Origin of the sequence: Sphingobium sp. R-21 (assembly GCF_049913335.1) — a bacterium.
In the GTDB taxonomy this organism is placed as follows: domain Bacteria; phylum Pseudomonadota; class Alphaproteobacteria; order Sphingomonadales; family Sphingomonadaceae; genus Sphingobium.
Genome location: NZ_CP184374.1, coordinates 3,023,263 through 3,036,549, shown reverse-complemented (window position 1 = coordinate 3,036,549; position 13,287 = coordinate 3,023,263). Strand labels below are relative to the sequence as shown.

The 13,287-nt window shown below is 64.1% G+C and carries 11 protein-coding genes; 3 read left to right on the top strand and 8 right to left on the bottom strand.

Features of this window, described 5'->3' with window-relative positions; all coding sequences use genetic code 11:
- Positions 1–395: 395 nt before the first annotated feature.
- From typA to ACN9MX_RS14615, 3 genes are all read right to left on the bottom strand, one after another.
- Positions 396–2,216, bottom strand: coding sequence for a translational GTPase TypA (gene typA, locus ACN9MX_RS14625; RefSeq protein WP_363739342.1), 1,821 nt, complete (start codon positions 2,214–2,216; stop codon positions 396–398).
- A gap of 120 nt (positions 2,217–2,336) precedes the next feature.
- Positions 2,337–4,031 (bottom strand): cation acetate symporter, encoded by a 1,695-nt coding sequence (locus ACN9MX_RS14620; RefSeq protein WP_426387189.1) that lies wholly within the window; start codon positions 4,029–4,031, stop codon positions 2,337–2,339.
- Positions 4,028–4,363: a DUF485 domain-containing protein gene (locus ACN9MX_RS14615; RefSeq protein WP_426387188.1), complete on the bottom strand. Its 336-nt coding sequence runs from the start codon at positions 4,361–4,363 to the stop codon at positions 4,028–4,030. Before ACN9MX_RS14615 ends, ACN9MX_RS14620 begins: the two co-directional genes overlap by 4 nt.
- Positions 4,364–4,520: 157 nt before the next feature.
- On the opposite strand from ACN9MX_RS14615, the gene ACN9MX_RS14610 reads away from it, so the two are divergent.
- The 3 genes from ACN9MX_RS14610 to ACN9MX_RS14600 are packed head-to-tail and all read left to right on the top strand — an operon-like array spanning position 4,521 to position 6,633.
- Complete coding sequence (locus ACN9MX_RS14610) at positions 4,521–5,744, top strand: toxic anion resistance protein (RefSeq protein WP_363739336.1); 1,224 nt, start codon at positions 4,521–4,523, stop codon at positions 5,742–5,744.
- 4 nt (positions 5,745–5,748) lie between these two features.
- A complete protein-coding gene (locus ACN9MX_RS14605) occupies positions 5,749–6,462 on the top strand; it encodes a hypothetical protein (RefSeq protein WP_426387187.1) in 714 nt (237 codons plus the stop codon).
- A 12-nt stretch (positions 6,463–6,474) separates the two neighbouring features.
- Complete coding sequence (locus tag ACN9MX_RS14600; RefSeq protein ID WP_167706561.1) at positions 6,475–6,633, top strand: hypothetical protein; 159 nt, start codon at positions 6,475–6,477, stop codon at positions 6,631–6,633.
- A gap of 14 nt (positions 6,634–6,647) precedes the next feature.
- On the opposite strand, the gene ACN9MX_RS14595 is transcribed toward ACN9MX_RS14600, so the two are convergent.
- The 5 genes from ACN9MX_RS14595 to ACN9MX_RS14575 all read right to left on the bottom strand — a co-directional run bounded on the left by ACN9MX_RS14595 (position 6,648) and on the right by ACN9MX_RS14575 (position 12,872).
- A complete protein-coding gene (locus ACN9MX_RS14595; RefSeq protein WP_363739332.1) occupies positions 6,648–6,947 on the bottom strand; it encodes a PilZ domain-containing protein in 300 nt (99 codons plus the stop codon).
- Between the two features lie 102 nt (positions 6,948–7,049).
- Complete coding sequence (locus ACN9MX_RS14590) at positions 7,050–7,769, bottom strand: class I SAM-dependent methyltransferase (RefSeq protein ID WP_363739330.1); 720 nt, start codon at positions 7,767–7,769, stop codon at positions 7,050–7,052.
- Positions 7,769–8,896 carry a peptide chain release factor 2 gene (gene prfB / locus ACN9MX_RS14585; protein WP_363739329.1) on the bottom strand — a complete coding sequence of 376 codons (1,128 nt, stop codon included), beginning with the start codon at positions 8,894–8,896 and terminating at the stop codon, positions 7,769–7,771. The genes ACN9MX_RS14590 and prfB overlap by 1 nt, the downstream gene beginning before the upstream one ends.
- A gap of 393 nt (positions 8,897–9,289) precedes the next feature.
- Entirely contained in the window at positions 9,290–11,827 is a 2,538-nt protein-coding gene (locus tag ACN9MX_RS14580) for a penicillin-binding protein 1A (protein ID WP_426387186.1), read from the bottom strand.
- 85 nt (positions 11,828–11,912) lie between these two features.
- Positions 11,913–12,872: an N-acetylmuramoyl-L-alanine amidase family protein gene (locus tag ACN9MX_RS14575; RefSeq protein ID WP_426387185.1), complete on the bottom strand. Its 960-nt coding sequence runs from the start codon at positions 12,870–12,872 to the stop codon at positions 11,913–11,915.
- Positions 12,873–13,287: the final 415 nt, after the last annotated feature.

The window sequence follows — 13,287 nt, the reverse complement described above, 5'->3', positions numbered from 1 at the left end:
CGCGACCATAAAGAGCGCGCAGCACGGAAGCCAGCAGCTTTGCGAAGGTGAAACAGGCGGTTGTGGAGGCGATATGCGGGCCTTGCTGGCAGCGGGACGATGGCCGGAGGCAAGGTTCGCCCCGCCAACTGTATCCTCCGTGCCACGGCGGGCGAAAAAGCATCCTATTCCGCGATCCGGCACCATTTTTATCCTGTCCTACATCCCCCCGGCCTGCCTATTCCCGCTCCGTCTTTGACATGTGGAAATCATTGCCCCGAACGCTACGCGCGGGCGCGCATGCGCGCGCATATGGTGTGAACTTCGGCGGAAAACGGCCCATTCCGGACCTTCCAAACGCAAAAAGGGCCGGCATCTCGCGACGCCAGCCCCTTTTTTTTCGTCCTTCCGCCAGATCAGGCGGCGGCTTTGGCCCGCGACATGCGCTTGCGCTCGTTCGGGTCGAGATAGCGCTTGCGCAGACGGATGTTCTTGGGCGTCACCTCGACCATTTCATCGTCGTCAATGTAAGCGATGGCCTGTTCCAGCGTCATCTTCCATGGCGGGGTCAGGCGGATGCTGTCGTCCTTGCCCGAAGCGCGAAAGTTCGTCAGCGCCTTCGACTTCATCGGGTTGACTTCCAGGTCTTCCGGCTTGGCGTTCTGGCCGATGATCATGCCTTCGTAGAGCGCTTCGCCCACGCCGACCATCAGGACGCCGCGCTCTTCCAGCGGGCCAAGGGCATAGGCCACCGCCTCGCCCACGCCGTTGGAGATCAGCACGCCATTCTTGCGGCCTTCGATATTGCCCTTGTGCGGGCCATATTTCTCGAACAGCCGGTTCATGATGCCGGTGCCGCGCGTGTCGGACAGGAATTCGCCGTGATAGCCGATCAGGCCGCGCGAGGGTGCGGAGAAGGTGATGCGGGTCTTGCCGCCGCCCGACGGGCGCATGTCGGTCATTTCCGCCTTGCGCTGGTTCATCTTGTCGACGACCGTGCTGGAGAACTCATCGTCCACGTCGATCACGACAGTCTCATAGGGCTCGGTCCGGTTGCCGTTCTCATCCTCGCCGAACAGCACGCGGGGACGCGAAATGCCGAGTTCGAAGCCTTCGCGGCGCATCGTCTCGATCAGCACGCCAAGCTGAAGTTCACCGCGACCGGCGACTTCGAAACTGTCCTTGTCCGCCGATTCCGTCACCTTGATCGCGACATTGGATTCGGCTTCGCGCATCAGGCGGTCGCGGATCATGCGGCTGGTCACCTTGCTGCCTTCGCGGCCCGCCATGGGCGAATCATTGACGGCAAAGCGCATCGACAGGGTCGGCGGGTCGATCGGCTGGGCCCGGATCGCGCTGGTGACCGACGGATCGGCGATGGTGTTGGCGACGGTCGCGACCGTCAGGCCGGCCAGCGAGATGATGTCCCCCGCCCTGGCTTCTTCCACCGGCACGCGTTCCAGGCCACGGAAGGACAGGATCTTCGACGCACGGCCGGTTTCCAGCACATTGCCGTCCGCATCAATGGCATGGATCGCCTGATTGACCTTCAGCGTGCCCGAATTGACGCGGCCCGTGAGGACACGACCCAGGAAATTGTCGCGGTCAAGCAACGTCACCAGGAAGCTGAACGGCGCGTCCACGTCCAGCGCCGGCGGCGGCACATGGTCGACGATCTTCTGGAACAACGGCTCCAGCGTGCCCGAACGCAACGACGGGTCTTCATTGGCATAGCCGTTGCGGCCCGAAGCGTAGAGCACCGGGAAGTCGAGCTGCTCGTCAGTGGCATCCAGCGTCACGAACAGGTCGAACACCTCGTCCAGCACTTCCTGGATACGCTCGTCGGGACGGTCGACCTTGTTGACGACGACGATGGGCTTCAGGCCCAGCGCCAGCGCCTTGCCAGTCACGAACTTGGTTTGCGGCATCGCGCCTTCCGACGAATCGACCAGCAGGATCACGCCGTCGACCATGGACAGGATGCGCTCCACCTCACCGCCGAAATCGGCGTGGCCGGGCGTGTCGACGATGTTGATGCGGGTGCCGTTCCATTCGACCGAGGTGGGCTTCGCCAGGATGGTGATGCCGCGTTCCTTTTCCAGGTCGTTCGAATCCATCGCCCGTTCCTCGACGCGCTGGTTGTCGCGAAAGGTGCCGGACTGGCGGAAAAGCTGGTCGACGAGCGTGGTCTTGCCATGGTCGACGTGCGCGATGATCGCGATATTACGCAGGGACATGCAACTGCCTTCGGGATTTAAGGTTTCCCGGCCGGCACCGCGCCTGCTCAGGACTATCGGGCGCGCCCCTACAGGAAATGACGCGCTGCGGCAAGTTCTGCGCGACGACGGACGCCGCCTTTAATGGTCGGACGCGGCGAAGGCCCCTATTCCGGTTTCCGCCCGCACCCGCTGCGCCGTATAGCCCGCCCTGTCCACCGCAGCGCGCGGCGATCGGTCAAGCAGAGAGATCAGCCAGATCGAGAGAAAACCCGCCGGAACGGAAAAGATCGCCGCCGAACTATAGGGAAAAGGCGCGGGTCCCAGACCGAAGGTGGTCGTCCAGACCGCGGGTGACAGCAGGGTCAGGACAAAGGCCGTCAGCAGGCCGATGGTCCCGCCCCATGCCGCGCCACGGGTGGTGCAGCCGCTCCAGAGCAGCGAGAGGATCAGCACGGGAAAATTGCCCGACGCCGCCAACGCGAAGGCAAGGCTGACCATGAAGGCTACGTTCTGCTTCTCGAACACCAGTCCCAGCAGCACTGCCAGCGCACCCAGCGCCAGCGTGGTCAACCGCGACACGCGCAGTTCGTCCGCCGAACTCGCCCGACCATTTTTGAAGACCGTAGCGTAGAGATCATGGCTGACCGCGGATGCCGCCGAAAGCGTCAGCCCAGCCACCACGGCAAGGATGGTCGCGAACGCTACCGCCGAAATGAAGCCCAGGAAGGCATTGCCGCCAATCGCATGCGCCAGATGGATCGCCGCCATATTGCCGCCGCCGCGGAGCGCGCCTTCTCCGTCCAGATAGTTGCCGTCCGTCCCCACCAGCACGATCGCGCCGAAACCGATGATGAAGGTCAGGATGTAGAAATAGCCGATCCATCCGGTCGCCCAGAGCACCGACTTGCGCGCTTCCTTCGCATCCGGAACGGTAAAGAAACGCATCAGGATATGCGGCAGCCCTGCCGTCCCCAGCATCAGTGCAAGGCCGAAGGAAATGGCCGAAACGGGATCCTTGATGAAATTGCCCGGACCCATGATCGACCGGCCCCGCTCCGCCGCTTCGGCCATCGTGGCCCCGCTGGAAAGCGCGGCCTCAGTCTTCACTTCCACCGCGCGGGCAAACAGCGCTTCAAGGCTGAAGCCCATCTGCGCCAGCACCATCAGCGCCATGAAGCTGGCGCCACCCAGCAGCAGCACTGCCTTGATGATCTGCACCCAGGTCGTCGCGCGCATGCCGCCGAAGAGGACATAGAGCATCATCAGCGCGCCGACGATCACCACCGCCACGGCATAGGGCAAGCCGAACAATAATTTGATGAGCTGCCCCGCCCCCACCATCTGCGCGATCAGGTAGAAGCTAACGACCAGCAAGGTGCTGACCGCCGCGAAACTGCGCACCGGTGGCTGGGCGAAGCGGTAGGAAGCGACATCGGCAAAGGTGTAGCGCCCCAGATTGCGCAGCCTCTCCGCCATCAGGAACAGCAGGATAGGCCAGCCGACCAGAAAGCCGGTGGAGTAGATGAGCCCATCATAGCCGTCGTTGAAGATCTGCGCCGAAATGCCGAGGAAGGAGGCCGCCGACATATAGTCGCCCGCCATGGCGAGGCCGTTCTGGAAACCGCTGATCCCGCCGCCCGCCGTGTAGAAGTCGGACGCGGTACGGGTCCGCGCCGCCGCTGCCTTGGTGATCCAGAGCGTCAGGCCCACAAAGGCGACGAACATGAGGATGGCGACCAGGTTCAACGGCTGGCGCTGCGCCTCCCCCTCCAGCGCGGCGGCGAAGGCAGGGATGGGAAACAGGAGCGCCAGGGCAGTAACAAACCCCTTCATGCATCATACTCCTGCGCGGGAGCATGATCCGAAAGGATCGCAGCCATCCGCGCGTCATGATGGCGATTGGCGTGGGCGACATAGACGCCCGTGAGCGCGATCGCCAACAGGATGAGGCCAAGACCGACGGGAATGCCGATGGAGGTGACGCCCGTCCCGATCGGCGCGCCAAGCAGCGCCTTGTCGAACGCGATCAGCAGCAGATAACCTGCAAAGGCCGTGAAGATGATGATGGAGAGCAGCCATCCAAGCCGCGCGCGCGCCACCACCAGTGCATGATAGCGGGGGTCAGCGACAACCGCCGCCACCCATGCTTCTTCCCGGCCTTTCATCTGATCCCCCCTGCTCATCTTGTCCGAGTTATCCTAACCAGACCTCAGACGATTGCAATGGCAACCAGGGCGCCCTTATAACGCTGTGGCAGACTTGCGGCCCCACTGTTTTATGCACATATGACAGCGGACCCGCCACGCGCTTCTGGGAGATAACATGGCTTCGACCGCGCCAACCGCTGCCGCAACGACTTCCGGCGATATGCTGAACCTGACCCCGCCCGATCCGGTGCCGCCCGTCGCGCCGGAAAAGGCGGCCGGCCTGGTACCGCTGGACGAGGACAAAAAGTCAAAGCTCGACGAGAAGGTCGATGCCTTCATCGACGATCTCGTCGCGCAGGACGCCAATTCGCCGGAATTCGGCCAGCGGGTCGACCAGCTCACCAATATGGGGCGCAAGGAAATCGCCGAGGCCGCAGGGCATTCCAACCGATTCCTGGACCGGCCGGTGCGCGCCATGGACAGCGACAGCAAGGTCGGCGCGGACCTGGCCGAGCTGCGCCGTACTGTGGAAGATCTCGATCCCGGCAAGCGCGGCAGCTTGACCGCACCAAAAAAGCTGTTCGGCCTGATCCCCTTCGGCAATCGGATGCGCGACTATTTCGACAGCTACAAGAGTGCGCAGAGCCACATCAATTCAATCCTCGGATCGCTCGCCAGCGGCAAGGACGTGCTGATCAAGGACAATGCCGCGATCGATGTCGAGCGGCAGAATATGTGGGCGACGATGGGTCGCCTGGAACAGATGATCCATATCAGCAAGGCGCTGGACGCCCGGCTGGAGGCCAAGGCGCTGGAACTGGATTCGATCGATCCCACCAAGGCCAAGGCGATCCGCGAAAGCGCGCTTTTCTATATCCGCCAGCGCACGCAGGACTTGCTGACGCAGATGGCGGTGACGGTGCAGGGTTATCTGGCGCTGGACCTCGTCAAGAAGAACAATGTCGAACTGGTGAAGGGTGTCGATCGCGCCAGCACGACGACCGTCGCGGCGCTGCGTACCGCCGTTACCGTGGCGCAGGCGCTGGTCGGGCAACGCCTGGTGCTGGAGCAGATCACCGCACTCAACACGACGACCGCGAACATGATCGATTCGACGGGCGAGATGCTGAAGAACCAGACGGCGCAGATCCACGAGCAGGCGGCGTCCAGCACCATTCCGATCGAGACGCTGCAGCGCGCCTTCCAGAATATCTACGATACGATGGACAATATCGACACGTTCAAGCTGAAGGCGCTGGAGAATATGAAGACGACGGTGACCACGCTGTCGAACGAGGTCGAGAAGTCGAAGGGCTATATCGCGCGTGCCGAGGGGCAGGCGCAGGCCGCAAACCAGGCCCGCGCCGATAATCCGCTGCTGAGTTCGATCGAGGCCTGAAGAAATGAGTCATTCCGACCGCGTGCTGGCCGACGCGGAGGCCGTTCTCCGCCGCCACAGCGAGCGCGGACAGAGCCTGTCGGCGCGCGCCCGGCACCGCCGCAATGCCGCGCTGATGCGGAAGGTCAAATTTGCCTTTTGGGCGATCGTCGCTGTTCTGGTCGCCAGCGCGGTGGCGGGCTTCATCACCCCGCTCGGCACGACCGGGGTGATGATCGCGCTGGGCGTCATGATGACGGCGGTGCTGCTGATTGCCATTGCCCCCGGCGAGAAAAAAGTGCGCGCCGAGGCGTTGGCGGATACCGCCCTCACGGCTTTGCCCCTGCAAACCGAAATCTGGCTGGAAAACCAGCGCAAGGCCCTGCCCGCACCGGCCGTTACCCTGGTCGACAGCATCGGCGTCAAGCTGGAAACCCTGGCGCCGCAACTCGAACGGCTGGGCGAACAGGATCCGGCGGCCCAGGAAATCCGGAAATTGCTGACCGATCACCTGCCCGAACTCGTCACCGGCTACCAGTCCATTCCCGAACCGCTGCGGCGGGAAGAGCGCAACGGCCGCATTCCCGAACGGCAGTTGATCGATGGATTGGGGGTGATCGACGCCGAAATTGCGCGGATGAGCGAGAATCTGGCCAGCGGCGACCTTGACAAGCTGGCGGTGCAGAACCGCTTCCTGGAACTCAAATATCAGGAAGCGAAGGAACTTGGGCAGGACTGATGTCTTCCTACGGTGATGATCCATTTGACGCTGATCATCGTTGATTTCCTGACCGGTCTGCTGGCGGCCGGAGCCTGGGCTCTGGCGAGTGCGGGCGGGGCGATCGCGGCGCTTGTCGGCGGCGGCCTGCTGGGCGCGTCGCTGTTCCGGAAATGGCGGCAAAAGGGTTGAGGGCGTAAAAGGGGTCAGGCGCCTTCGATCAGCACGGCCATGGCCGGGTCGGTCAGGGGCTGGCTGAACCGGATGCCGAAACGCTTGCCGACGACCCACATGACACGGCCGCTCGCCTGCACTCCCGCGGCCTCGACCATGATATAGGCGCCGGCCGACGGCGGCGTTTCGCAATGCGCAAGCGCGCCCGAGGAGGAAAGGTCGAGAAAATGCGCCCGCGTCTGCGTATCGCCGAGATGCAGGGCGACGGGGCTGAACATCTTGTGGCGCGGATCAAGCCGCCGCTGTCCTGCGGTGCGATTGGGATCAATCATGCCCTGCCTTGTCCCCAAGGCATCCGATCGTCAAGCGTGTGAAGAATCGCCATCCGTCCATCATCCGTGATACGCATGGAAAGCCTCGCGGCATCAGGGAGCTCAGGGTCGGAGGGCGCAAGGGACGATGGAGGAGGGTTCCGGCCGGGCGGTAACGCGCTTGAACCGCGCAAAATAGCCGCCGGCCGTGGGTTTCGGCACCAGTTCCTCCAAACGGAAACCCATGGCCGCCAGTTCGCAGGACAGGAGGCGCGGCGGCGTGCCATGCCGGTCGGTCGGTCGGTTGGCGTCGACCACGATCAGTTCGCCGTCCGGCTTGAGCGCGGGACTGAGATTCCAGAGAAAGGCGTAGGGTTCCGCGATTTCATGGTACATGTGGACCATGAGGATGCGGTCGAAGCTGTTTGCAGGCAGTTTCGGATCTTCCGGTGCGCCCAGGCGGACGCTGACGTTGCGCCAGTTCTCACGGGTGATGCGGCGGGACAGGGCCTCGATCACTTCGGGCATGATATCCTCCGCCAGGACGCGGCCGCCATCCCCCACCCGCTTGGCGAGCCGCACGGTATAATAGCCCTCGCCTGCACCGATATCCGCCACTGTCATGCCGGGATGGATGCCGGCGCGGTTCATGATGTCTTCCGCTTCGTTCACCCGGTCGCGCGCTTCCTCGCTCGACCAGCGGGTGGACACGATCGGCGCGACCGGACGGTCGGCGCGGGGAAAGGCGCGCGCGCCCGGCGCGCGGTCGCCATTGCGGTCCGACGAAAACGGGCCGCAGCCCGCCAGCAGGAGCAAGCAGCCCGCCAGCGCCGGGGCCTTCATCAGTCGACATCCTCCACATCCACCTTCTCGCCCGTCACCTTCTGCGACAGGGCGGCCGCCATGAAGGGATCGAGAGCGCCGTCGAGCACGTCGTCGGGCGAGGTCGATGTGACGCCCGTGCGCAGATCCTTCACGAGCTGATAGGGTTGAAGCACATAGGAACGGATCTGGTGGCCCCAGCCGATCTCGGTCTTGGCCTGATATTCGCCCGAAGCGGCTTCCTCGCGCCGGCGCAGTTCCGCCTCGTAGAGGCGCGCCTTCAGCATGTTCATCGCGGTCGCGCGGTTCTTGTGCTGCGAGCGGTCATTCTGGGAGGCAACGATGATGCCCGAGGGAACGTGGGTGATGCGAACGGCGGAGTCGGTGGTATTGACGTGCTGGCCGCCTGCGCCCGATGCGCGATAGGTATCGATCTTGAGGTCGCTTTCGTTGATCTCGATATCGATATTGTCGTCGATCACCGGATAGACCCAGACCGACGAGAAGCTGGTGTGGCGGCGCGCCGAACTGTCATAGGGGCTGATGCGGACGAGGCGATGCACGCCGCTCTCCGTCTTGGCGTAGCCATAGGCATTCTCGCCCTTGAACAGGAAGGTGGCGGACTTGATGCCCGCCTGGTCGCCGGCCTGATAGTCGACCAGTTCGACCTTGTAGCCGCGGCGCTCCGCCCAGCGACGGTACATGCGGCTGAGCATTTCCGCCCAGTCCTGGCTTTCCGTCCCGCCGGCGCCGGCGTGGATTTCGAGATAGGTGTCGCTGGCGTCGGCCTCCCCCGCGAGCAGTGCCCTGATCTTGTCCTCATCGGCGCGGTCGGCCAGCGCCTTGAGCGAAGCGATGGCTTCGCTCACCATATCCTCGTCACCCTCCGCCTCTGCCATTTCGATGAGTTCGGCGGTGTCGTTCTTCTCGCTCTCGATCGCACGGGTCGCGCCGATCGCGGCCTCGAGCCGGGTGCGTTCGCGCATCACCTCCTGCGCGAGCTTCTGATTGTCCCACAGGGTCGGATCCTCGACCCGGGCGTTCAGCTCATCGAGGCGACGAAGGGCGCGATCCCAGTCAAGGAAGCGGCGCAGCAGATCCAGCGCGGCGTCAATGCGGTCAATATATTGCTGCGCTTCGGCGCGCATGGGGCATCTCCAGAATGTCGGGCGCTTGGCTTCTAGACCGGCAAACGCATCAAATGCCTGCCCCTATCCGAGGGCGGCCGATTTGGGAAGATTCAATCCTTGCCGACCTGCACGGAAGGATTGGCGGGAAATGGCCGTTTTGCGTCGAAGTTCACAGTGTATGCGCGCGCGTGCCCGGGCGCGCGTGTGCCTGGGCGGGGTTTTCATCGGACGTTTCAAAGAGGGATGCGGGATAGAGCGGTGAAGGCGGAATAGGACAGGCTGAATGGCAGCCCGCTGGAGAAATAGGATGTTTTTTGTGGGACGCTGTTGCCGTTGGGCACCCTATTGCTCCGAGTCAGGGTCGGGAAAGGGGCACCGGGAACCCCTGTCTGCTCGCCATCCTGACCGCTATCAGTAAATCCCACCCTGGTCCTGCAGGAAGTCGCTGTCGGTGCGCTGACGATGCTGAACCGTCGCTTCGATGCGGGCGGCGGCCTTGTCCTGGGCGGCGACCTCCTCCTTGCGGATCGATCGGCGCGGTTCGGATTCGGGCTTGAACGCTTCCCAGATCACGGCGGGCTTGGGCTCGTCGGTCGGCCAGACGCCGTAGACGCGCTTGCCCGAACGGCGGTCGATCGTGACCATGCGGATGCCGGCCGGCGCGATGAAAGGCGTCTTGGGCATGGTTTCCAGGACCGGCGTCATCGCCGCCTTCCAGATCGGCGCGGCGACGCGGCCGCCCTGCGCCCAGCCGCCCAGGCTGCGCGGCTGGTCATAGCCGATATAGACGCCCGCCACGATGTCCGGCGATCCGCCGACAAACCACACATTGGTCGGGCCGTTGGTCGTGCCGGTCTTGCCGAACAGCGGGCGCTTGAGGTCGGCCAGCACGGTAGCGGTGCCGCGCTGGATCACGCCTTCGGTGATGTGGACGACCTGATAGGCGGTCATGGGGTTCATCACCTGGCGCCCCTCGAAACCGAAGCGCGGCATGGGCTTGCCATCCCAATTGGCCATGTTGCAGCCATCGCAGGCACGCCAGCGCAATGGCCAGATCACCTTGCCGCGACGGTCCTGCACATAATCCATCAGCTTGGGGCTGAGTTGCCGCCCCTGATTGGCCAGCATGGCATAGGCGTTCACCATGCGCTCCACCGTGGTTTCGCCCGCGCCCAGGGCGAAGGAGAGATAGGGCTGGTAATCGCCGATCCCCATCGCCTTTATCGTACGCACGACGCGGTCCATGCCGGTCTGGCTGGCAGCGCGCACGGTCATCAGGTTGCGCGACTGTTCGACGCCCCAGCGCATCGTCTGCGGCCCGGCGCTGCCCCCGGAGAAGTTGCGGAAGCATTTCTGGCCGAGGCCCGCGCCCTGATAGACGCACAGCGGGCCATCGACGATGATCGAGGCCGGCGTCATGCCGTTGTCCAGCGCGGCGGCATAGACGAAGGGCTTGATGGTCGATCCCGGCTGCCGCATGGCCTGGGTGGCGCGGTTATAGGAGGAGAGGCGGTTGTCGAAGCCCCCCTGCATGGCGCGGACGCGGCCCGAATGGGTTTCCTCCACCACCATGCCGCCGGAAACTTCCGGCACGTTGCGCAGCGCCCAGCCCGATCCGTTGCGCGCCACCACGATCAGGTCGCCCGGCGCCATCGCGGCAAAGGCTGGTCCGCCTGTCTTGCGATAGGGCAGTTGGGCGGCGTCGGCAGGCAGCGTGCCGGTCGAACCGTCCGAAAAGCCGATCTGCGCCGAGGAGGAATCGCGACTGACGATCACGGCGACGCGCCATCCCGCATAGTCGACGTCGATATAGCTCGCCGCCAGTTCCCGTTGCCAGCCGCGATCCATGTCGATCTTGGCGACCGGCCCGGACCAGCCCTTGCCCGCGTCGAAGCGCAGCAGGCCGTTGCGCAGCGCCGTCGTCGTCAGGTCCTGGATCTTCGGGTCATAGGGGCTGCGCACCCAGAGGCCCCCGGCATAGACGCTGTTGGGGCCATCCTCCGCCTTCTCCCCGAAAAGCTGGATCAGGCGGCGGCGCACCTCCTCCATATAATAGCCGCCGGCGCGCGCATCGAAGCTGGAGCCGTGCGCGGCCACGGTGCCGAGCGGCTGCGCCTGCGCCTCGTTCCGCTGCGCCCCCGTGATCCAGCCATTTTTGTACATTTCCCCCAGCGCCCAGTTGCGACGCTCCAGCGCGCGTTCGTGGCCGGTCGGGCTTTCCGGGCGGTAATTGGCCGGTCCCTTGGGCAGGATCGCCAGATAGGCCATTTCGTGCAGCTTGAGGTCGGCCACATCCTTGTTGAAATAGGCGCGGGCCGCAGCCTGCACGCCATAGGCGTTGCGGCCGAGGAATATCTGGTTGAGGTAGAGTTCCAATATCTGCTGCTTCGACAGCACGCCCTCCATGCGATAGGCGAGGATCATTTCCTTCACCTTGCGCGTGGGCGAATATTCGTCGCCGATCAGCAGGTTCTTGGCCACCTGCTGCGTGATGGTGGAGCCGCCGCGGGCGCGCTGCCCCGATCCGATCTTGGTCGCATAGTCGAAAACCGCGCCGATGAAGCCGGGGATGTCGACGCCATGATGCTCGAAAAAGGTCTTGTCCTCCGCCGACAGATAGGCGCGGATAAGGAGCGGAGGATAATCGCTGTACTGGAGTTGCACGCGCCGTTCGCGGGCATAGCTGTGGACCGGCTGGCCGTTGGTGTCGCGCACTATGGTCGGCAGGGGCGGCTCATATTCCAGCAGCGTCGCCGCATCGGGCAGGCCGCGCGCGAAGATGAGCCAGAACAGCGCATAAGCGAGCAGGAGACCGCCAAGGCCGATCGCGATCCAGCGGAACCAGCGCCTGTCCCAATGGGGCTGGAGGCGCTGCCGAAAACCGCTCAGGCCACGAGGCAGGCGCTGAGCAAAGGATGATGCGGCGTGTTGGGGGCGTGCCTCTTCCATGATGGTCGGGCTGTAAGGTCAAAATCGGGGAAGCGCCAGAGTGGAATGCCGGTGGCGGGATATGTCGCGTCCGCCGCGCGCCTGGCTAACCACCCCGGTCCCTGCCCGCCGCCAGCTTGCGCGCAAAATGCACTTCGATGGCGCGTGCCACGCCCCGGGCGATGTTCGCCTGCCCTTCCCTCGACGCCAGGAAAGCCGCATCGGCGCTGTTGGAGAGATAGCCGGTTTCGAACAGCACCGACGGCGTATCGGGCGCCTTCAGCACCATCAGCGAGGCAAAGCGGTGCGCATTGCCGCGGAACGGGACATAGGGCGCCGCTTCGCGCTGGAGCAGCCGGGCGAAGGCCACCGAAACGTTCATCGATTCCCGCTGCGTCAGGTCGATGAGGATCGACGAGACATCGCCCGACTGGCCGCCCAGGTTGATGCCGTTCAACACATCCGCCTTGTTCTCGCGCGCGGCGAGGCGCGATGCCTCCCGGTCGGAGGCGGTTTCGGACAGGGTATAGACGGTTGCGCCCCGCGCCTTGTCGTTATCGGCCGAATCGGCGTGGATGGAAATGAACAGGTCCGCGTTGAGCTGGCGCGCGATGCCGTAGCGTTCCTGCAGCACCAGGAAACGGTCGTCGTCGCGGGTCAGCGCGACGCGGACCCTGCCCGACTTCACCAGTTCATCGCGGATCGCCTGCGCGATGGCCAGCGTCACATCTTTCTCGCGCTCGCCAGTCTCGCGGTTGACTGCGCCAGGATCATGGCCGCCATGACCGGCATCAATCACCACCAGCGGACGCGACGCGTCGCGCGGCCCCTCCACCGGCGGAAGCGAGACACCACGGGCCACGGGAGGGATCGGAACGGTGATGCTGTGGAGCCGCTTCGCCGGACGAGGCGCCATGTGCGCGGGCACGTCGAAGCGCAGGCCGGGCCGATCGCCATCAAGGCCATCAGCGGAAGCGGGCGCAGCCGAGAGGATCATGCTTGCGAGCGCAAGACTTTGAAGCATGCGCCGCTTGTGCACCGCGCGGCCCGGCGCCGTCCAGCGCAATTTTCACCTCGTCGCTTCCCGTTCGCGACGCGGGCGGCATTGTGAGACGGGGCATTGCCGAACAGGCCGCTTAATCCAATCTTAACCATGATGGCGATAAACGGCAGGATGTATTGGGAGCAAAGTGCCGCTGGCGCGAAACAATATTTCCAGGGGCCGTTGCTCCCTGCGGTTTTGACTGCTACCCAATCATATTCCTTAGAAGGCGTGCCTTTATCGGGCGACCGTTCTTTTTTGGATATTCACGATGGCATCGGCAGGCGGATACGCCAGTATCGATGCACGAACAGGTTGACGCTGCATGAGGCATGATTTCCAATCGACGCTGAACCCGATCCCGGGCGATGCGGCGTGGTTGGTGGTGTCCGGCACATGGTCCGGCCCTGCCCCGGCAGCAGACACGCAATTTTCCAAA